Below are 20,315 nucleotides of genomic sequence, written 5' to 3' on the forward strand. Positions count from 1 at the left end.
CGGTGAAGCCGCAGGTCGCCTTGTGCAGTACCGGTGAGTCAGCCGGAACCTGGGAGGTCTGCTGCAAAGCCATGATCGAGCACGTGGAGGAGTACCACCGGACCTGCTTCGGGGCTTACAGGGGACGTGGCGCACCAGGGGCGGCCCAACGGTTTGGCGTAAACTGATCGGGTGAGTAAGACCTTGAGGCTGACCGCGACCATTGTTCCGGACGAAGAGGGTTGGTATGTGGCCCGCTGCCTACAGGTCGAGGTCGCCAGCCAAGGCCGGACGGTCGACGAGGCGTTGAGTAGTCTCCGAGAAGCCTTGGAGCTCTATCTCGAGGACGGTGTTATTCCCGAGGCCCCGCAGCAACCGATCGTCGCGCCGATCGAGATCCGGCTCTCCGCGTGAGCCCACGTCAGTTTCCTGTCTGCTCTGGCGCACAGGTCGTACGCGCGCTGGAGAAATGCGGATTTGACGTCGTCAGTACCAGGGGTAGCCACTGCAAGCTACGCCAGCAGCTTGACGAGGAAGCCCTTACGGTGATTGTTCCCCTGCATGCCACGCTGGCTGTCGGCACGATCGCTTCCATCGTCCGCCAGGCCGGACTTACCCCAGAGCGTCTCCGCGACCTGCTCTGACCATGTCGCGCCTACGGCAACCTCGTCGCCCGCGAGAAGTTGACCCCTCGTAGGGGCGATGAGGACCTCGGCCCCCTTCTCGCCCGGCTTGAATCGGGCTCCGCTTCAGTCCGGTTTGCGGGCGCCGAACATGATCTCGTCCCAGGTGGGGACGGAGGCGCGGCGGCGGGACTTGCGCGGGCGAGGTTTCGGCACGGGCGGGGTCAGTTCCGGCGTGGCGTCCGCCGCGGCCCCCTGCTTCTGAACGGCGTCGGTCCCCGCGGCGGCCGCGCTGGCGGCGGGAGCGTCCGAGGCGGGACGTGCCGCCGGGACGGTGGGACGCGGCCTGGGCTTCGGCCGCGGCGGCGCGCCACTCGGCACGGCAGGCCGAGCGGCTGCGGGGTTGGTCGCGGCGGGCGTGGTGACCGCGGCCGCGACACCCGGCTCGGCAGCGGGGGCCGGTCCGTCGGTCCCCGCCTTGTCAGTCCCGGCCGTCGTGGTCGCCGAGGTCTTCTCGACGGGGTCGGAGGAGACGGGCTTGCCGGTCGCCGGGACGTCAGCCGTTGCGGGCGTCACCTCCGGCGTCCTGTTCTCGGCGACGGGTTCTGCAGCCCGCTCGGCGGCTGTCGTGTCGGCGGCGGGCGTGGGCGCCTCGGACGGGGAGACCGCCGCGTCGGGGGCGGCCTCAGCGGAAGCGACGGGGGCCGGGACGGTGGGCTCGTCTTTCTCGCTCGCGGCTTCGGTATCCGTAGCGGCCGACGTGTCGACGGTCGTCGGCCGCTCGGTGGTCACGGGCCCGGCGGTGGTCACGGGCTCCGTGGTGGTTACGGGCTCTCTGGTGGCTATGGGATCAGCGGTGGCTGTGAGATCGGCGGCGGTCGGCGGCTGAGTGGTGGCCGGGTCGGGCTCGGCTGCGGCCGGCTTGGACGTGGCTGTGGCCGGCTTGGACGTGGGGTCCGGCAGGTGTACGGGGGCCTCGGACGTGGACGCGGCGGACACAGCGGTGGACACGACGGTGTGGTCCACCGCCGTCGCGGCGTTCACCTCGGAGACGGCTTCGTGAACAGCCTCGGCGCTCCGGTCGGCGGGAGCCACCGCGGGGAGGCCGATCACAGGGTTGCCGCGGTCGGCCGCACCGGCCCGGCCGTGAGAAGCGTGGCCGTGAGAATCCCGGCCGTCGGCGTCGTGGTCCTTGGCTGCGGGCACGTCCAGATCGGCGAGCGGGTCCGGCAGGCGGAAGGGCACGGGGGTCAGGTCGGGCCGGAACGCGGCGGGCGGCTCCGTTCGCGGCTCGGGCCGTACGACGGGCTCATGCTGCCAGGCCGCGGGCGGCTCGCGCCGCACAGCGGGCTCATGCCGTACGGAAGGCTCAGGCTGGGCGGCCCTGGGCGGGTCGGCGGGCAGTGACGGCACCGAGGCCAGCTTGGGGGCCGGCTTGGGGGCGAGCCGGGGCACGAAGGGGCGGACGGTGGCGTCCTCCTCCTTCGCCCGCTCCGTGACCGGCTCGACGTAGTCGGCGGCCGACAGGCGCATGGCCTCGTCGTCGTTGGGCGTGATGTGGCGGCGGCGGGGGTCGAACAGCCACTCGGCGTGGCGGGTGTGACCGTTCCAGACGAAGCCGAGCTTCACCCGCCAGAGGTTGTCGTCGCGCTTGCAGGAGTCCCAGTCGATCTCGTCGGCGGGGACGCCGCGCCGGGTGAGCCGTTCGGCGACCAGCTCGCCGAGCGTGGGCCCGGGCGTGGCCTCGCCGGGCAGCCGGACGGGCACCCGCTGGGCCTGCTGCGCCATGTACTCGCGCTCCTGGAGAACCGGTCCCTCGAACCAGCGGACGCGCTCCACCGGGATGCCGGCGGTCGCCGCGATCTCCTCGGCCGTCTCCCCCGCGCGGATGCGCGCCTGGATCTCCTTGGGGCGCAACGGGCTCTCCACTTCGATCTCGTACTGGCCGAGACGGGAGAAGTTGCCGCGGACCGCGGCACGGAGCCGGTCGTCCACGGGAAGCGTGAACCGCGTGCCCCGCCCGGCCGTGGCCAGGACGAGGTACGTTCCGTCCTCACTTACCGCGACGAGACGGAGCTCCTGCATGCGAGTCCCTTCGTCGTCGTGCTGCGTCTTCCCCCGGACCCTCGAGTCTCTCGTGTGAGCCGGCTGCCTTCCAGCACCGTACCCGGCATGTCCGAACTTCGCCTTGCCTGGGGGCGTGGCAGTCGTCGTGACTCCAGTCACTTTTGTCCCGTTCACCTTGCCACAACCCCGTGGTGATGAGAGTCCAAGTCGCGAGAGAGAGGGGCGTGTCGCCCGAGATGGCACGCGCGCCCTGTCGCGTGGAAGGCTTCCACGGCTTCCATCGTCGCTTGCTCCCTCGGTTCGAGTGGCGCGCCGGGTTCGGGCGGACCCGTGCTCCGCAATCTGCCCATCCGAAGGTCTGGCGAGGGCAACGCGACACGCGGGGGCACCGGACCCTGGATCGCGACTTTACGCGCCCTTGGCGTCAGCGTCCGGGCGGCGCGCCGAGGACGCGGTCGAGGTAATCGTTGGCGAACAGTCCGTGAGGGTCGAGACGGTCGCGCAGCGCGACGAATTCCCCAAATCTGGGATAGACCGTGTCGAGGTAGGCGGCGTCGCGGGTGTGTAGTTTGCCCCAGTGCGGCCGTCCCCGGAGCCTCGTCATGATCTCCTCGACGCCCTCGAAGTACGCGGGGTTGGGCGTCGGCTGGTAGACGTGGCAGGCGATGTACGCCGTCGGCCTGCCGTACGCGGTGGACAGCCAGGCCTCCGACGGCGGCGCCACCCGGACCTCGACGGGGAAGCCGATCATCCAGCCCGACCGCTCGACGAGGTCGCGGACCTCGCACAGCGCCTGGGCGAGGTGCTCGCGCGGGACGGCGTACTCCATCTCCAGGAAGCGCACCCGCCGCACGGTCGCGAAGATCTTGTAGGAGGCGTCCACGCACTCCGACGGGCCGAGCGCCTTCGCCGAGACCGCGTTGATGCCGGGGATGGCCCGGGGGAGCCGGGCGCCGAGCGCGCAGGCCGCCCCGAAGAGCGTGTTCTCCAGGAACTCGTTGTCCAGCCAGCGGCGGAAGGCCGACGGCGGTGCGGCCGGCCCCGGGCTGCGGTCGTTCCGCTTGACCAGGCAGGCGTCGGTGTGCGGCAGCCAGTAGAAGTCGAGGTGGTCGGCCTGCTCGGTCAGATCGTCGAGTGACTCCAGGACGTCGCTGAACCGCATCGGCTCGCGCCGCCCACGCAGCAGGAACGCCGGCTCCACCTGCAGCGTCACCGCAGTGATGACGCCGAGCGCGCCGAGCCCGACGCGGGCCGCGGCGAACAGGTCGCCCGCCTCGCCGTCGTCGCCCTCGCGCACGGTCGTGATCGAGCCGTCGGCCAGGACCATCTCCAGCCCGACGACCTGGTCGGCGAGGCCGGTGACGATCCGCCGGCCGGTGCCGTGCGTCCCGGTCTGTACGGCTCCGGCGATCGTCTGGGCGGTGATGTCGCCCATATTGGCCAGGGCGAGGCCACGCCGGTGGAGTTCGTCGTTCAGGACGTGCAGCGGGGTTCCGGCGGCGACCTTGACCCACCCGTCGCCCGCGTCCAGGACGCCGGTCAGCGCGGCGGGCCGCAGCAGGATGCCGTCGGTGAGGGCCACGCCGGTGAACGAGTGGCCGCTGCCGACCATGCGCACCCGCCGACCGTCGCGCGCGGCGTCCCGTACGGCCTGGGCGACGTCGGCGGCCGAAGCGGGCGTGCGGACCTCGGCGGGGGTGGCGGACTGGTTCCGCGACCAGTTGACGAACGCGTCCATGATCCTCCCATCGCAATGGCGCGTCCCCCGATCGCGAATATGAACACTACTCATAATCGGGTCCGTTGCCTACCGATCGCCTACCGATGGGGGGTCAGCCGGTGCTGTGCCCCTCGACCCGCACCAGTGCGGAACCGGCCGCGCCGACGACCGCGGCGGTCAGCGCGCAGACGAGGGCGAAGCCGTAGGCGTTGGCTGTGCCGAACACGTCGGTCAGCCACCCGCCCGCCCACGCGCCGAGGGCCACGCCGAACCCGATGGAGGTCGAGAGCCACGCCATGCCCTCGGTGAGCTGACCGGTCGGGACCATGCGTTCGACCAGCGAGAAGCCGGTGATCATGGTGGGAGAGATCGACAATCCGGCGAAGAACATCGCGATCGCCATCAGCCGGAGATCGTGCATCAGCAGCACCGGGGCGAGCCCCACGGCGAACAGCCCCAGCCCCCGCAGGAACCGGGTGCGCAAGCTGATCTTCCACGGGCGTGAGCCGTACCATAGGCCGGAGATCATGCTGCCACCCGAGATGCAGGCGAGCAGGAGGCCGGCGGCCGCCTTGTTGCCGTGTTCCTCGGCGAACGCCACGGTGACGACGTCGATCGAGCCGAACACCCCGCCGACGCCGAGGAACACGGCCGACAGCAACGCGACGCCCGGGATCGCGATCGGCGAGCCGGAGTGCGTCCGGTGCCGCGTCACCGGCGGCTCCGTGCCGCGCAACGCGGAGAAGGCCAGGGTGCCCGACACGGTGCAGACGATCGCGACGATCAGCCCGGCGTACGGATTGACCGCGACGGCCAGCGCGGTGACGAAGGCGGGGCCGGTGACGAAGATCAGCTCGTCGATCACCGCCTCGAACGAGAACGCGGTGTGCAGTCTCGACGGGTCGTCCCGGAGCGCATGCGACCAGCGGGCCCGCACCATCGAACCCAGAGAGGTGGCCGAGACGCCCGTCGCCACGCCGGTGGCGTACAGCGTCCACTCCGGGGCCTTCGCGTGCGCGCAGAGCATGAGGCCGGACAGCGACGCCGCGTGCGCCAGGGCGAACGGCACCAGCACCTTCGCCTGGCCCAACCGGTCGACGAGGCGGCCGGACAGGGGCGCCGCGATGGCGAAGGCGACCGACACGACGCCGGACACCGCGCCCGCCTTCGCGTAAGAGCCCGTCAACCCTGATATCAGGAGGATGATCCCGATGCCGAGCATCGACATGGGGATCCGGCCTACGAATCCCGCCAGGACGAAGCCCCTGGCTCCAGGCGTGCCGAACAGCCCGCGGTACGGCCCTACCATCTCGTATCCCCTTCGGCAGCCGTGCGGCGGCCTGTTCTTCGGACCGTTCCCCCGGTCGGGCGCGCGAACGGCGTCACCCAGTGCCGACCGTGCCGGGCCCGCCTATCGTGTGGCAAGTGATTTTTCCATCACTGAGACGAAGGGTTTAACGTGGGGCCGGTGCGACATCTTCCCGGGTCCGTGCCGCTTCGCACGTTTGTGGCGGGACTCGCAGTCGCCATCGCCGGGGTGATCGTCATGGGGAGCCTCTTCCTCGTCACCGAGGGTGGGGCGGGCGCGGCCGAGCGCTCTCCTTCTCGGGCGCCGGCGCCGGCTCCCACGCTCCGGCCGGAGGCCGCGCTCGTGCCCGACGCCTCGCTGCCGTCGAGCCGGCCGGTCGTCGCAGTCCCCGCGGAAACCGCGGAAACCGCGAGCACCGGGGGTACCGCGGGTACCGACATCCGGGTGACCCCGCCCAGCCTGATGGCGATCGCGCAGTCGAAGGTGACCGCCAGGACGCTGCGCGAGATGGCCAAGCTCCCGCACGTGACGAAGGCCGCCGCCGTCGACGGCGGCTCCGTCCGCGTCTCCGGTACGGCTCTGCGCCTGCTCGCGGTCGATCCGGCGCGGTTCCGCCAGTGGACGCCCAAGGCGGTGGCGCGGCACCCGGAGGTGTGGCGCGCCCTCGCCGGGGACGAGTTCGTGGCCGATCGCGCGGCCGCCAAGCGCCTGAGCCTGGTCCTGGGCGCGGAGTACCAACTGGACGGCGGGCCCCGGCTGCGCCTGGCCGCCTCGGCGGCCCTCGGGCTTCCGGGCATCGACGGGCTGATCGGCAAGGATCTCGGGAGACGGCTGGGCTTCGCCGAGGGCATCGTGGTGCTGGTACACGGCGAGGACGGCCTGATCGACCGGAATGGGGTGAAGCGCCTGCTCGGCGGCACTGCCGAGATCGTCCCCGTCACATCCTCGTCCGGCGGCGGCCGTACGCCGAGCCGTACCTCCGAGGGACTGGTCGGGCGGCCGGAGAGCTACCTGGAGCTCTACCAGCGGTCGGCCGAGCTGTGCCCGGGGCTGTCGTGGACCGTGCTCGCCGCGATCGGCCAGGTGGAGAGCGGCCACGGGCGCAACAACGGGCCGTCCTCGGCCGGCGCCCTCGGACCGATGCAGTTCATGCCGGCGACGTGGAAGGCCTACGGGGTGGACGGCGACGGGGACGGCGAGACCGACATCTGGAGCGCCTACGACGCCGTGCCGTCCGCCGCCACGTACCTGTGCGCCAACGGCGCCGGGCGCGGCGGCGAGAAGCTCAGGAAGGCCGTGTGGTTCTACAACCACTCCTGGGCCTACGTCGACCGGGTCCTGTCGCTCGCCGACGCCTACGCCCGCACCTACTCCTGACCGTGCTCCGCACCCGGGCCCCGGCCCTGATCCCGTCGCGGCCTGGGACAGCAGGTGGCGGGGCACGCCGCGGGCTCCGGCTCGGCCAGCAGCTCACCGATCATCGCCACGAACCGCGGGTGGACGCCGGCGGTGGCCGCCCGGGTGAGGGCCATGCCGAGCTTGTCCGCGGCGGCGGCCGCCTCCACGTCGAGGTCGTAGACGACCTCCATGTGGTCGGACATGAACCCGATCGGCACCAGCACCACCGCGCCGACCCCCCGGGCGTGCAGCGCTTCGAGGTGGTCGCAGACGTCGGGCTCGAGCCACGGCACCTGTGGCGGGCCGCTGCGGCTCTGCCACACCAGGTCCCACTCCCGCTCCGTGCCTCGGCCGGCGGGCGCCGCCTCGGCCACGATGAGCTCCGCGGTCCTGCGCAGCTGCGCCTCGTACGCGCCGCCCGCGGGCCCGGCCGTACGGGCCATGGTGAGCGGGATGCTGTGCGCGGTGAAGACCAGCCGGGCCGCGTCCCGTACGCCCCCGGGGAGCCTGCCGAGGGCCTCGCGGGTGTGGTCGGCCATCGCGGCGACGAAGCCCGGGTGATCGTAGTGGTGCCGCAGCTTGACGATCTCCGGCGCGCCGGGGACGGCGGCACGGGCCCGGGCGATGTCGTCGAGGTACTGTCGGCAGCTCGAATAGGAGCTGTAGGCCGACGTGACGAAGGCGGCCGCCCTGCGGACCCCGTCGTCCTTCATCCTGCGGACGGTGTCCTCCAGGAACGGGTGCCAGTTGCGGTTTCCCCAGTACACCGGCAGGCCGACGGCCGGTTCCGCCTCGATCGCCTCGATCAGCTGTCGGCACTGCGCGTTGATCGGGCTGACCCCGCCGAACCTCTGGTAGTGGTCCGCCACCTCCAGCAGCCGCTCGCGCGGCACGCCGCGGCCACGTACGACGTTCTCCAGGAACGGCATCACGTCCTCGGGCCCCTCCGGACCCCCGAACGACACGACGACCAGCGCGTCATAGCCGGCGTTACCGGTGGTGCTGTCCATGGGCGTCAACCCTATGCCGCGCCGCGGCCGGTGCGGCCAGCGGCTTGGGGATCACCCGGGAGGCGGGTAGGTTCGAACGGTGAGCCAATCTCCGGACGCCCCGTTCGCCGATCTCCAGGAATACGTCGCCCTGCCCCGAGTGGTGTCGCTGCGGCTCTCGCCCGACGGGACGCGACTCGTGGCCGTGGCCCAGTCCCTCAACCCCGACGAGATCTCGTACGGCACCGCGCTGTGGGAGATCCCCCTGGACGGCGACGGCGAGCCGTACCGGCTGACCAGGTCGGCGAAGGGGGAGGCGGGCGCGGTGTTCGCCCCCGGCGGAGGCGTGCTGTTCACATCGCGGCGGCCCGACGAGACGGTGAAGGACTCCGGCGACGGCGACGTTCCGGCGCTGTGGCTGCTGCCGCCGAGGGGTGAGGCCCGGCGGATCGCGACGCGTCCCGGCGGGATCGGGGGAGTCAGGGCGGCCGGCGACGCGATCGTCTACGCCGCGCAGGTCCTGCCCGGGGACGCCGCGACCGAGGAGGAGCGCCGCAAGGCCCGCAAGGAGGCCGGGATCAGTGCGATCCTGCACGAGGACTACCCGGTCCGCTACTGGGACCACGACCTCGGCCCGGACCAGACCCGCCTGTTCGCCGCGCCCGCCCACGATCTGGCCGCCGCGCGGGATCTCACGCCCGAGCCGGGCGGGGCGATGGACGAGCGCCTGTCGTTCGACGTCACGCCGGACGGCTCGACGGTGATCGCCACCTGGCGGGTCCCGATGTCGAAGGGCGAGCTGCGCTTCGAACTGGTCGCCATCGACGTCGCCGACGGCTCCCGGCGGACCCTGGCCGCTTCGGACTCCCATGACTTCGGCGGGCCGGTGGCGGTCTCGCCCGACGGGCGGCACGTCGCGTGCGTGCGGGAGCGGCACGGCACCGAGGAGATGTCCGCCAAGCTCGAACTGTGGGTGGTCGACCTGACGACAGGAGAGGGCCGGGCGCTGGGCGGAGAGCTGTTCCCCGCGGCGATCGCCTGGGCGCCGTCGTCGAAAGAGATCTTCTTCGCCGCCGACCACCGGGGTCGCCGCCCTGTCTTCCGGGTGGACATCGACTCCGGCGCGGTGGCCCGGCTGACCCCCGACGACGGGTCCTACCTGGAGCTGTGCCCGGCCCCCGACGACTCCGCGCATCCCGGGTCGGTGTACGCCCTGCGCAGCGCCGTCGACTCGCCTCCCAGGCCGGTGCGGATCGCGCCGGACGGCTCGGTGGCCGAGCTGCCCTCGCCCACTCCGCGGCTCGACCTGCCCGGCACGCTGACCGAGGTCGAGGCGACCGCCGAGGACGGCACCCCGCTGCGGGGCTGGCTGGTGCTGCCGGCCGGGGCGTCGGCGGAGGATCCCGCGCCGTTCCTGCTGTGGATCCACGGCGGGCCGGTGTCGAGCTGGAATGACTGGAGCTGGCGCTGGAACCCGTGGATCATGGCGAGGCACGGCTACGCCGTGCTCCTGCCTGACCCGTGCCTTTCCACGGGGTACGGCCAGGCGATGATCGACAGAGGCTGGGGCGAGTGGGGGCCGGTCACCCACGCCGACCTGATGACGATCACGGACGAGTGCCTCAAGCGCCCGGAGGTGGACGATCAGCGGATCGCGGCGATGGGCGGCTCGTTCGGCGGCTACATGGCCAACTGGGTGGCCGGGCACACCGATCGGTTCCGGGCCGTCGTCACCCATGCCTCGCTGTGGAACCTCGACCAGTTCGCCGGGACGACCGACGCCTCCATGTACTGGCAGCGGGAGTTCGGCGCCCCGGGCTCGGCCCGCTATGAGCGGCTGTCGCCGCACCGGTCGCTGCACGCCATCACCACGCCCATGCTCGTGATCCACGGCGACCGGGACTATCGGGTGCCGATCGGGGAAGCCCTCCGGTTGTGGTGGGATCTGCGGCGTTCGGAGGTCGAGTCGAAGTTCCTCTACTTCCCCGACGAGAACCATTGGGTGCTCAGGCCCGGCAACATCGTCGTGTGGTACCGGACCGTGCTGGACTTCTTGGGTCATCACGTGCTGGGCGAGACGACCGGACAGGAGGGAGATGATCGCGATGGCTGACGGGGACGCGCTGCTGGAACTGGCCGTATCGATCGCGCGGGAGGCGGGCGAGATGCTCCTCGCCAAGCGTCCCGCCCGGCCGGAGGTGCTCGCCACCAAGTCCAGCCCGACCGACGTGGTCACCGTGCTCGACCGCGCCGCCGAGGAACTGATCCGCACCCGCATACGCCAGGCCAGGCCGTACGACGCGATCCTCGGCGAGGAGGGCGGCGAAACGCCGGGCCTGAGCGGCCCGAGCGGCGAGGGCAGTACGCCGGGCCTGAGCGGCCCGAGCGGCGAGGGCGGCGTCAGATGGGTGGTCGACCCGATCGACGGCACGGTCAACTTCCTGTACGGCCTGCCGGACTGGGCCGTCAGCATCGGCGTCGAGGTGGACGGCGAGATCGTCGCCGGCGTGGTCCACAACGTCCCACGCGCAGAGATCTTCACCGCGGTCAGGGGCGGCGGAGCCTGGCTGGCGGGTGAGCGACTGCGGTGCAACACCGGCGTCCCGCTCTCGCGCGCGCTGGTCGCCACCGGCTTCGGATACGGCGCCGAGCGCCGCCGAGTGCAGGCCGAGGTGCTGGCCGACGTGGCGCCGGTCGTCCGGGACATCAGGCGGGGCGGCTCGTGCGCGATCGACCTGTGCTCGGTCGCCGCCGGGCGCGTCGACGCCTACTACGAGCGCGGCGCCAACTACTGGGACTGGGCCGCCGCCGGGCTGGTCGCGGCCGAGGCGGGAGCGCGGGTCGCGGGCCTGAACGGCAAGCCCGCCAATCCGGAACTGACGCTGTCCGCCGCGCCCGGGCTGTTCGAGGAGCTGCATGACCTGCTGGCGCCCCTCGATCCCGAGCGCGGCTAACAGCGCCTTGTGATCGGCGCTGTGTGGTCAGCGCCGGATCTGAACGCCGTGATCTTCAGCGAGGCGCCGCAAGTCCTCGATCTCGGCGGTGAGGGTGTCGGCGAGGAAGTCGTCGCCGCTCGAGGTGGCCTCCTCGAGACCCTTGTAGGCCTGGTCGAGCCTGGAAGCGATCGTGGTCGTGAACTCGCCCATCTCACCTTCTCTCTCAGGGAACGAGCTGCCGATACGCCTGCCCGGCGCACGACAATTGGGATGTAGCGGTGCCTTACCCACCCCGGTATGCATCTCAAACCATCGAATTCATGTGCTCTACGTCACGTAGAGACGAGGAACCCACTTACCGGCGTCTTACGGCCGACCCGGCCAGAATGTAGACGTCGTTCCAGCTGAGGAGGACCTTGATGCGCGTTCTTGTGGTGGAGGACGAGCGGGTGCTCGCCGACGCGATCGCCACCGGACTCCGCCGTGAGGCGATGGCCGTCGACGTCGCCTATGACGGCGCCGCCGCGCTCGAGAAGATCGGGTACATCGACTACGACGTGATCGTCCTCGACCGGGACCTGCCCAAGGTCCACGGGGACGAGGTGGCCCGGCGGCTGGTCGCCCAGCGGTCGGCCTCGCGGATCATCATGCTGACCGCGGCCGGTGACGTCGACGACAAGGTCGAGGGGCTGGAACTCGGAGCCGACGACTATCTCGCCAAGCCGTTCGTGTTCGTGGAACTGGTCGCCAGGGTGCGGGCGCTCGGCCGGCGGTCCGCGCCGCCGCTGCCGCCCGTGCTGGAGCGGGCCGGGGTCCGGCTCGACCCCGGCAAGCGGCTCGTCATGAGAGAGGGCAGGGAGGTGCCGCTCACCAAGAAGGAGTTCGCCGTGCTGGAGGAGTTGATGCGCGCCGAAGGCGCGGTCGTCAGCCAGGAGGATCTGCTGGACAAGGCGTGGGACGAGCACATCGACCCGTTCACCAACGTCGTCCGGGTGACGATGATGACGTTGCGCAAGAAGCTCGGCGACCCCCCGATCATCGAGACCGTGCCCGGGGTCGGGTACCGACTGTGATGAGGGTTCAGCTGTGAGCAGGCTCCATACCCCGCCCCCGCCCAGCGGCCCGCCCGCCTGGGACGGCCCGCCGCCCGAGGTCGCCCACCCGGTGCAGCGCAATCTCATCGGCGAGATCAAGGCGCTTCAGGGCAGGATCAGCATCCGCTGGCGGCTCACGCTCACCTACGGCGCGTTGTTCTTCGCTGTCGGCGCCGTGCTCCTGTTCGTGATGTACACCCTGGTCGGCCTGGCGATCAGCACGGCGTGGCCGCCTATCGAGTCGCGCGGGTACCCACCCGAAGTCGCCCAGCAGATCGAGGCCTGGTGGGCCTCCCACCGGGATCTGGCCATCGAGTCCGCGCGTGCCGAACTGCTGAACAGGTCTCTGATGGCGCTCGTCGGAGTGGGGGTCCTCGCGCTGATCTTCGGTTACGTGGTGGCGGACCGGGCACTGCTGCCGGTCAAGCAGATGACCGCGACCGCGCGCAGGCTGTCGGAGACCTCGCTCGCCCACGAGCGGATCGGCCTGCAGGGGCCCGACGACGAGCTGAAAGAACTGGCCGACACCTTCGACGCCATGCTCACCCGGCTCAACACGGCCTTCGACGCCCAGCGGCGGTTCGTCGACAACGCCTCGCACGAGCTGCGCACCCCGCTGGCCATCAACCGGACGGTCCTCGAGGTCGCGCTCGCCGACCCGGAGGCCTCCGAGGACCTCAAGGTGCTCGGCCGTACGCTGCTGGGCACCACCGCGCGCAACGAGCGGCTGATCGAGGGGCTGCTCCTGCTCGCGCGCAGCGACAGGGAGCTGTCGGTACGCAAGCCGGTCGACGTCCGGGAGGTCGCCAGAACCGCCGTCGAGCAGCTCGCGCCGTTCGCGGCGGAGGAGTCCGTCACGATCGAGCACGATTTGCATTCCGCCCCCGCGACGGGGGATCCGGTTCTCCTCGAACGCTGTGTTTCCAACCTCGTCGAGAACGGCATCAAGCACAACTCCGGTCCCAATGGAAAAGTGTGGGTCCGTACGGGAATGGTCGGTAGGGGTGCCGTTGTTCAGGTCGCGAACACGGGACCGCACGTGCCCGCGTACGAGGTGGAGAGCCTGTTCGAGCCGTTCCGGAGACTGAACTCCGACCGGGTGCAGTCCGCCAAGGGCGCGGGCCTGGGTCTGTCCATCGTGCGTGCGATCGCGGGTGCGCACGGCGGCGCGGTCACCGCTGTCCCACGGGACGGCGGCGGTCTCGTGGTGACGGTACGCCTCCCGGAAAGCGGGGCGGCCATCGGCTCGCAGCAGTCGGCGCGCTGATGGCGCGCGCCCGCCGTACATGTGGTTGGATGTGCCGTCGAGCGTGATGGGGTCATACCCTCGATACTGTGGTTTTCGCCATATTTGGCTAACTATGGCCTCGTGTGGAATACCCCTCGCGTCTCGGGAGGTTCAGGGTTCGCCCAAGTGGGTACCGATTGCACGATTTCCGGGCCCCCGTGGGCACAACTACGGCCTCTCAAGCGTTGAAGACGCGCGACGCAGGCGCAGAAGGATAGATGAGGGGGATGGAGCACGCCAATGGCTACCGATTACGACAGCCCGCGCAAGACCGACGACGACCTGAGCGAGGACAGCCTTCAGGAACTCCAGGCTCGGCGTAGTGACAAGTCGTCGGGCAGCATCGACATCGATGAGACCGATCTCGCCGAGTCGCTTGAGCTGCCGGGGGCGGATCTGTCGAACGAGGAACTCTCGCTCCGGGTGATTCCTCGGCAGGCGGACGAGTTCACGTGCTCGCGCTGTTTCCTGGTGCACCACCGCAGCCAGTTGGCCTCGGAGAAGAACGGCCAGCAGGTTTGCCGCGAGTGCGCGGCCTGAGTTAGGAGACCCTTAGGAGGGTCCGTTGAGTCCCGAATCGAAGGACGAGGTTGCCGATCTGGTCGGCAAGCTCGTGGCCCCTGAGGAGACGGACGGGGCCGAGCGGCGTCGGCTGCTCGGCCGCCTCAGCAAAGTGCTCGCCGAGTCCGCTCGCAGGGCGGGGAAAAGGGGACGGGGCCGCTGGCTGGCGGACGTGTTCCTGAACATCGCCCCGCGGTTACCGATCAGGGACTACACGACACTGCAAGAGCACCATTACGGCCTGACCGGCGAGCAACTCGCCGACGATCTGGTCCGCACCGCCGCCAAGGCGACGATGGCGGTAGGCGCGGTCGGGGGAGCGCTCGCCGCCGCCGAGTTCGCCGCACCACCCCTTCTTCTGTCGGCCCCAGCCCAGCTCGTGGCCGAGACACTCGTCGTCGCGGCCATCGAGGTGAAGCTCCTGGCCGAGTTGCACGAGGTGTACGGCGTGCAGATCCCCGGCAACGGCGCCCAGCGCGCCGCCGCGTACACTGTCGCCTGGTCCAAACAGCGCGGCGTCAATCCCCTCGCCCCCGGCTCCGCGACGATCGCCATTGGCACGGCGGCCAAGACGGCGCTGCGCAACCGCCTGATGCGCACCCTCGGCAGGCACCTCACCACCCTCGGCCCGTTCCTCACCGGCGCCGTCGCCGGCGGAGCGCTGAACCGGGCCGCCACCCGCAAGCTCGCGCAGGCCGTACGGGCCGACCTACGGCGCCAGCAGGCCCTGCCGCCGTCACCCTGACTCCGCGGTCAGATAGATCAGTGTCACCCGATTGGTCTAAACCACCGGGGAATACCTGTGACCTGCGGTGAGATCATTCTCACACCCTCTTTAACGAATGCCCAGGTAATGGGCGGGTATGGGCGTGGTTCGGTGCCTTTCGTATGGTGGTACCAGGCGACCCTGGAGGGGCTCAATGCGCAGCACCAGCTCGTTTCTGATCGTCGCGAACCGGCTTCCGGTGGACCGCGTGGGTGAGAAGGAGTGGCGGCGCAGCCCGGGTGGGCTGGTGACCGCGATCGCGCCCGTCATGCAGCGGCGCGACGGAGCATGGCTCGGATGGACCGGAGCGGCGGGGGAGGAGCTCAAGCCGTTCGAGGACGACGGCATGCACCTGATCCCGGTGCCCCTCTCCGAGCGTGAGGTCGAGCTCTACTACGAAGGCTTCTCCAACGCGACCCTCTGGCCTCTCTACCACGACGTCGTCGCCACCCCCGTCTACTCCCGCGTCCTGTGGGACGCCTATCGGGCGGTCAACGAGCGCTTCGCGCGTGCCGCGGCCGAGGCGGCCGCACCCGGTGCGGTAGTGTGGGTGCAGGACTACCAACTGCAGCTCGTGCCTGCCATCCTGCGCAGTCTCCGCCCCGACCTGAAGATCGGGTTCTTCCTGCACATCCCGTTCCCGCCCGTCGAGCTGTTCTGCCAGCTGCCGTGGCGCAAGGAGATCCTTGAAGGACTGCTGGGAGCCGACCTCGTGGGGTTCCAGCGGCCGGGCGGGGCCTCCAACTTCGTCCGATTGTGCCGCCGTCTTCTGGGCCTGCAGAACTCACGCAACGAGATCCAGGTCGACGGCCGCGCGGTACGGGCCGAGGCGTTCCCGATCTCGGTGGACTTCGGGGAGCTGGACCAGCTCGCCCGCGATCAACGCATCCAGCTGCGTGCCAAGGAGATCAGGGCCGAGCTCGGAGATCCCGAGCACTTACTGCTCGGCGTCGACCGGCTCGACTACACCAAGGGGATCGGCCAGCGGCTCAAGGCGTTCGGCGAACTGCTCGCCGACGGCTCCGTCAAGCCCGGGGACGCCGCGTTCGTGCAGGTGGCCACGCCGACCCGGGAACGCGTCGCCGAGTACGTCAAACTGCGGGGCGACATCGAGCTGAGGGTCGGCCGGATCAACGGCGAGCACGGCATGCTGGGAAGGCAGCCGATCTCCTACCTCCACCAGTCCTACCGCAGGGACGAGCTGGCGGCGCTGTACTGCGCGGCCGACGTCATGGTGGTCACGCCCCTGCGCGACGGCATGAACCTGGTGGCCAAGGAGTACGTGTCCTGCCGCCACGACCTGCGGGGGGCACTCGTGCTGAGCGAGTTCGCCGGGGCCGCCGACGAGCTGCGCCAGGCCTTCCTGGTCAATCCGTACGACATCGCCGGCATGAAGCGGGCCATGCTGGCGGCGATGCGCGCCACCCCGCACGAGCTCGCGCGCCGGATGCGCTCCCTCAGGCGCAGGGTCGCCGGACACGACGTGGACAGGTGGGCCGGGGACTTCCTCTCGGCCCTCGAATCCCCGGCTTCCAATCCCAAGTCAGGCTAGAGCTAGATGGTCGCGACACTAGAGCGCGTCCTTGGCGGCGGCTTCCTTCCACGTGTGCCACTTCTTCGCGGCCGCGCGGGTCGCGACGATCCTGGCGACCTCCATGCCCAGACCCATCACCACCGCGTAGGCGATCGCCTCGCCGAGGCTGATGTCCGGTGAGTCCGCGTTGGCCGGAGGCTTCCTGCCCGTGGCCTTCTCCCAGGCGAACCCGAGCACCTTGCGCGAGGCGAACCCCACGGCCAGGCCGATGAGGCCGCCCAGGATCCGCCACTGCAGGTCCGGTTTCTCAGCGCTCTTGTCGTCCGACATGATTCCTCCTCAGTGCTGACCCTATCCGCCCGGGCCGCGCGCACACGCCTCATCACTCCTGACGGCCTGCCCGGCACCACCATGCCCTCGTTTTGAACCGGTAAAAGGGGTGCGCGCCCGGAAGAGGAACGTGCCAGTCTGGACATGTGATCTCGCATAAGAGGCGTGAGGCCGAGGGCGTGCCTCCTGTGCTCGCCACCCTGGCCGCCTGGAGCTGGCGGCTGCTGCTGATCGGCGCGCTGATCTACGTCCTGGCGCTGATCATCGGCAGGCTCAACTTCGTCGTCCTGCCGCTGGCGGTGGCCTTCCTGCTGACCGCGCTGCTGCACCCGCTGACCCGGCGGCTCAGGACCGCCGGTTTGCGCCCGATCTATGCCACGTGGATCACGATGCTCCTCGGGCTCGCGGTCATCGTGGGCGTCGGCTTCATGATCGGCGCCAGGGCGAACGAGGAGTTCCCCCGACTGGTCGAGCAGATCCAGCTCACCGCTCGCAGCGTTCAGGACTGGCTGCTGCACGGACCGCTCCATCTCAAGGAGGCGCAGCTCGCCGACATCGTCGACGAGCTGGGCAAGCAGATCAACGAGCGGCGCACCGAGATCACGGGGACGGTGCTCAGCGGTGCGACCGCGGTCGTCGAGGTGCTCGCCTCCATCGTGCTGATCCTGTTCGTCACGTTCTTCCTGCTCAAGGACGGCGATCGGATCTGGTCGTGGTTCCTGCGCGCGTTCGGCCGCGCCACGCCGCGAGTGGACCGGGCCGGGCGCGCCGCCTGGGTCACGATCTCCCAGTACGTGCACGGCACGGTGGCCGTGGCGGCGATCCACGGGTTCATCATCGGCGTGGTCCTCGCCGGAATGCAGGTGCCCCTGTGGGCGCCCCTGGCAGTGCTGATCTTCTTCGCGAGCTTCATCCCGGTCGTCGGCATCTTCTTCGCCGGCGGCATCGCCACCCTGGTGACCTTCGGATCGCAGGGCTGGGTGTATGCGTTGATCTTCGTGGGCATCCTCGTGGTCGAGCAGCAGCTGGAGAACCACGTGCTGCAGCCGTTCATCGTCGGCAGGGCCCTCGCCTTCCACCCCCTGGCGATCATCCTCGTCCTCGCGGTCGGCGGTGTGCTCGGCGGGATCGCCGGCGCCGTCGTGGCCGTGCCGTTGACCGCGGTCATCTACCGGGCGCTGCCCGAACTGCGCCGCGATCCCGAGGCGCCGATCGCCGAACCCCCGGACTCCGCCGCGCCTCCCGCCAGGCCACTCGTCGTGCCGCACACCGTGCCGCACTCCGAGCCGTATTCCGAGCCGCACTCCGACCAAGAGAAGTCCGCCGTGCCGCCGGCCACATCAGAGGCGGCAGAGGAGACGGAGAGGGTGACACCGCAAGGCAAGGGACAGTAACCCGGCGGGCACGCCGGTGCGGGTGCTCACAAACAAACGCCCAGTGGTGGCGGTAGGGTTTTTCGTCATGAGTGTGGAGGTGCTGATTCAGCGGCTCGATCCGGAGCTTCCGATGCCGTCGTACGCCCACCCGGGCGACGCCGGCGCCGATCTCTACGCGGTGCGGGACGTAGAGTTGCTGCCGGGGGAGCGGACAGTCGTCGGCACCGGGATCGCGATCGCGCTGCCCGACGGGTACGCCGCCTTCGTGCATCCCCGCTCGGGACTGGCCGCCAGGCTCGGAGTGACACTGGTGAACGCGCCCGGCACGGTCGACGCCGGCTACCGCGGCGAGATCAAGGTGACGCTGATCAATACGGACGCCAAGGACGCGGTACGGCTCAGGCGGGGCGACCGCATCGCCCAGCTCGTCGTCCAGCCGGTGGAGAAGGCGGCCTTCCACGAGGTGGATCGGCTGCCCGGCTCGGTCCGCGGCGCGAACGGCTTCGGCTCCACCGGAACCTGAAGCCCGCACATATTCAAGGAGAGTGAACGAAGTGTTCCGACGTCGGCGACACGCGGAGGAGGAGACGGCACCGGTCGTCGCGGAGGTCGCTGAGGAGCCCACCGCCCGGACATCGGGCCCCTGGGACGCGCAGGACGCCTATCCGGAGGCCGAGCGGGTCGATCTCGGTGGGCTGCTGCTGCCCATCGGCCCGCGCTTCGAGATCCAGCTCAGCGTGACCGGGGACCACATCGACGGGGCGATCGTCCTGGTCGAGGAGAGCGCTCTGCGGGTGCAGGCGATGGCCGCGCCCAAGCGGAGCGGGATCTGGGGCGAGGTGCGCGCGGAGATAGCGCGAGAGGTGACCGCCGCCGGTGGCACCGTGCAGGAGCAGGAAGGGCCGTTCGGGGCCGAACTGGCGGCGAGGATGCCGCAGGCGCCCGGCGAGGCGCCCCAGCCGGTTCGCTACCTCGGGATCGACGGCCCCCGATGGCTGCTGCGCGCGATGATCAGCGGCCGGGCGGCCCTCGACTCCACCGCGGCCGAGATCGTCGAGAACGTGGTGCGTGACATCGTGGTCGTCCGCGGCGACGAGCCGATGCCTCCCCGGGAGACCATCCACCTGCGGCTGCCGGCCGAGGCTCGGCAGGCGATGGAGCAACAGGCGGCCCCGCAGGGGGAGCTCCGGCCGTTCGAGCGTGGCCCGGAGATCACCGAGACCCGGTGACGTATCCTGCGAGCGGAGGTGAACGACCGATGAGCACGCCGGAGCCCGCCAAACCGGGCGGCCTGCGCGGATTCTTCCGGAGGCTGACCACCAGTCAGGCCGAGCTGGAGGCCGAAGAGCTCAGGGAGGACACGGGACGGCAGGGCGCGACGCCCATCGCCTCGTGCGGCGAGCGGCGGCGGTTCTGTGTGGCCGGGACCCTCCGTACCGTGACTTTGCGGCCGCGGGGCGGCGCCCCGGCCCTGGAGGCGGAGCTGTACGACGGGTCGGACGTGATCGACCTCGTCTGGCTCGGCAGACGTAAAATCGCCGGAATCGAGCCGGGTCGTGTCGTGCGCGCCGAAGGTTTGGTCAGCGTCCAGGACGGCCGCAAGGTCATGTTCAATCCGCGTTACGAGCTGCGCCCCGCCGACGGGCAGTGAACTACCGGGAGACCATATGAGTACAGCGGACATGGCGGCCGCCCCGGCGGCGCACGCGACCGTTGAGGCGGCCGTACGTGCCCAGCTGGCCAAGGCACTGGGCGGCAGGCGCGGCATCGTCGAGGCGGCCGTCCCCACGATCGTCTTCACGGGAATGTGGATCGCCACCAGCCAGCTGAAGGCGTCTCTGATCGTCAGCGTCGCCGCCGCGGTGGTCCTGCTGCTGGTCCGGATCGCCCAGCGCACCACTCCGCAGTTCGTGCTCAACAGCCTCTTGGGCATCGGTATCGGCGCGTTCTTCGCGATGCGGTCAGGTGACGCCAAGGACGTCTTCCTGCCGGGGATCTACTACAACGCCGGCTACGCGGCCGCGATGCTGCTGTCGATCGTCGCACGCTGGCCGGTGGTGGGCTTCCTCATCGGCTCGGTGACCGGCGACCCCACGGCCTGGCACCGGGATCCCGGCCTGGTCCGCCTCTGCTCCCGGCTGACCTGGCTGCTGATGCTGCCGTGCCTGATCCGGGTGGTGGTGCAACTCCCGCTCTACTGGGCGGGTCAGGTCACCGCGCTGGGCATCGCCAAGATCGCACTTGGCTGGCCCCTGCAGGTCGCCGGCCTCGCGGCCATGGCCTGGGTGCTGGCGCGGGGCCGCACTCCCATCCCGACTCCCAGCCGGCAGCCCGCGGAGTGAGTC

20 protein-coding genes and 1 pseudogene are annotated in these 20,315 nt (G+C 70.5%); 15 read left to right on the forward strand and 6 right to left on the reverse strand.

The features are described from left to right. Window positions 1-171 precede the first annotated feature (171 nt). Window positions 172-393 (forward strand): type II toxin-antitoxin system HicB family antitoxin, encoded by a 222-nt coding sequence (locus Mth01_RS08130; RefSeq protein ID WP_204013852.1) that lies wholly within the window; start codon window positions 172-174, stop codon window positions 391-393. Continuing rightward, a complete protein-coding gene (locus Mth01_RS08135; RefSeq protein WP_204013854.1) occupies window positions 390-623 on the forward strand; it encodes a type II toxin-antitoxin system HicA family toxin in 234 nt (77 codons plus the stop codon). Before Mth01_RS08130 ends, Mth01_RS08135 begins: the two co-directional genes overlap by 4 nt. A gap of 1,275 nt (window positions 624-1,898) precedes the next feature. Here Mth01_RS08135 and sepH read toward each other — a convergent pair. From sepH to Mth01_RS08150, 3 genes and pseudogenes are all read right to left on the reverse strand, one after another. Further along, window positions 1,899-2,687 (reverse strand): annotated as a pseudogene (gene sepH, locus Mth01_RS30360) (septation protein SepH); the annotation flags it as partial. 406 nt (window positions 2,688-3,093) lie between these two features. Continuing rightward, entirely contained in the window at window positions 3,094-4,407 is a 1,314-nt protein-coding gene (locus Mth01_RS08145; RefSeq protein WP_204013857.1) for a D-arabinono-1,4-lactone oxidase, read from the reverse strand. Window positions 4,408-4,501: 94 nt separating this feature from the next. Next, window positions 4,502-5,698: an MFS transporter gene (locus Mth01_RS08150; protein WP_204013859.1), complete on the reverse strand. Its 1,197-nt coding sequence runs from the start codon at window positions 5,696-5,698 to the stop codon at window positions 4,502-4,504. 159 nt (window positions 5,699-5,857) lie between these two features. On the opposite strand from Mth01_RS08150, the gene Mth01_RS08155 reads away from it, so the two are divergent. Then, a complete protein-coding gene (locus Mth01_RS08155; protein WP_239089475.1) occupies window positions 5,858-7,075 on the forward strand; it encodes a lytic transglycosylase domain-containing protein in 1,218 nt (405 codons plus the stop codon). On the opposite strand, the gene Mth01_RS08160 is transcribed toward Mth01_RS08155, so the two are convergent. After that, window positions 7,066-8,106: a ferrochelatase gene (locus tag Mth01_RS08160; RefSeq protein ID WP_204013862.1), complete on the reverse strand. Its 1,041-nt coding sequence runs from the start codon at window positions 8,104-8,106 to the stop codon at window positions 7,066-7,068. The two genes, Mth01_RS08155 and Mth01_RS08160, sit on opposite strands and share 10 nt — an antisense overlap. Before the next feature lie 79 nt (window positions 8,107-8,185). On the opposite strand from Mth01_RS08160, the gene Mth01_RS08165 reads away from it, so the two are divergent. Both Mth01_RS08165 and Mth01_RS08170 read left to right on the forward strand, forming a co-directional pair. After that, on the forward strand, window positions 8,186-10,198 hold the full coding sequence (locus Mth01_RS08165) for a S9 family peptidase (RefSeq protein WP_204013865.1): 2,013 nt from the start codon (window positions 8,186-8,188) through the stop codon (window positions 10,196-10,198). Next, entirely contained in the window at window positions 10,191-11,039 is an 849-nt protein-coding gene (locus Mth01_RS08170; RefSeq protein ID WP_204013868.1) for an inositol monophosphatase family protein, read from the forward strand. Before Mth01_RS08165 ends, Mth01_RS08170 begins: the two co-directional genes overlap by 8 nt. Before the next feature lie 27 nt (window positions 11,040-11,066). Here Mth01_RS08170 and Mth01_RS08175 read toward each other — a convergent pair whose 3' ends face one another. Continuing rightward, the gene (locus Mth01_RS08175) at window positions 11,067-11,231 is read right to left on the reverse strand and encodes a hypothetical protein (protein ID WP_204013871.1); all 165 of its coding nucleotides are present in this window, start codon (window positions 11,229-11,231) and stop codon (window positions 11,067-11,069) included. Window positions 11,232-11,440: 209 nt separating this feature from the next. Between Mth01_RS08175 and Mth01_RS08180 the strand changes: the two genes are divergently transcribed. From Mth01_RS08180 to Mth01_RS08200, 5 genes are all read left to right on the forward strand, one after another. After that, window positions 11,441-12,094 carry a response regulator transcription factor gene (locus tag Mth01_RS08180; protein WP_204013874.1) on the forward strand — a complete coding sequence of 218 codons (654 nt, stop codon included), beginning with the start codon at window positions 11,441-11,443 and terminating at the stop codon, window positions 12,092-12,094. 13 nt (window positions 12,095-12,107) lie between these two features. Continuing rightward, window positions 12,108-13,382, forward strand: a complete 1,275-nt coding sequence (locus Mth01_RS08185) for a sensor histidine kinase (protein WP_204013878.1) — start codon at window positions 12,108-12,110, stop codon at window positions 13,380-13,382. Between the two features lie 261 nt (window positions 13,383-13,643). Beyond that, window positions 13,644-13,943, forward strand: coding sequence for a DUF4193 domain-containing protein (locus Mth01_RS08190; RefSeq protein ID WP_030454398.1), 300 nt, complete (start codon window positions 13,644-13,646; stop codon window positions 13,941-13,943). A 25-nt stretch (window positions 13,944-13,968) separates the two neighbouring features. Next, window positions 13,969-14,709 carry a hypothetical protein gene (locus tag Mth01_RS08195; protein ID WP_239089476.1) on the forward strand — a complete coding sequence of 247 codons (741 nt, stop codon included), beginning with the start codon at window positions 13,969-13,971 and terminating at the stop codon, window positions 14,707-14,709. A 175-nt stretch (window positions 14,710-14,884) separates the two neighbouring features. Next, window positions 14,885-16,282: an alpha,alpha-trehalose-phosphate synthase (UDP-forming) gene (locus Mth01_RS08200; protein WP_204013881.1), complete on the forward strand. Its 1,398-nt coding sequence runs from the start codon at window positions 14,885-14,887 to the stop codon at window positions 16,280-16,282. A gap of 18 nt (window positions 16,283-16,300) precedes the next feature. Here the strand turns inward: Mth01_RS08200 and Mth01_RS08205 are convergent, their stop codons facing one another. Further along, window positions 16,301-16,594, reverse strand: coding sequence for a DUF4235 domain-containing protein (locus tag Mth01_RS08205; protein WP_204013884.1), 294 nt, complete (start codon window positions 16,592-16,594; stop codon window positions 16,301-16,303). Between the two features lie 146 nt (window positions 16,595-16,740). On the opposite strand from Mth01_RS08205, the gene Mth01_RS08210 reads away from it, so the two are divergent. The 5 genes from Mth01_RS08210 (at window position 16,741) to Mth01_RS08230 (ending at window position 20,312) form a co-directional block, all read left to right on the forward strand. Further along, entirely contained in the window at window positions 16,741-17,988 is a 1,248-nt protein-coding gene (locus tag Mth01_RS08210; RefSeq protein WP_204013886.1) for an AI-2E family transporter, read from the forward strand. A gap of 67 nt (window positions 17,989-18,055) precedes the next feature. Further along, window positions 18,056-18,493, forward strand: coding sequence for a dUTP diphosphatase (gene dut, locus Mth01_RS08215; protein WP_204013888.1), 438 nt, complete (start codon window positions 18,056-18,058; stop codon window positions 18,491-18,493). 31 nt (window positions 18,494-18,524) lie between these two features. Continuing rightward, entirely contained in the window at window positions 18,525-19,199 is a 675-nt protein-coding gene (locus Mth01_RS08220) for a DUF3710 domain-containing protein (RefSeq protein ID WP_204013890.1), read from the forward strand. 29 nt (window positions 19,200-19,228) lie between these two features. Beyond that, on the forward strand, window positions 19,229-19,621 hold the full coding sequence (locus Mth01_RS08225; RefSeq protein ID WP_204013892.1) for an OB-fold nucleic acid binding domain-containing protein: 393 nt from the start codon (window positions 19,229-19,231) through the stop codon (window positions 19,619-19,621). Between the two features lie 16 nt (window positions 19,622-19,637). Then, complete coding sequence (locus Mth01_RS08230) at window positions 19,638-20,312, forward strand: DUF3159 domain-containing protein (RefSeq protein WP_204013894.1); 675 nt, start codon at window positions 19,638-19,640, stop codon at window positions 20,310-20,312. The last annotated feature ends 3 nt before the right edge of the window (window positions 20,313-20,315 follow it).

The sequence above is a fragment of the Sphaerimonospora thailandensis genome (assembly GCF_016863115.1).
Lineage (GTDB): Bacteria > Actinomycetota > Actinomycetes > Streptosporangiales > Streptosporangiaceae > Sphaerimonospora > Sphaerimonospora cavernae.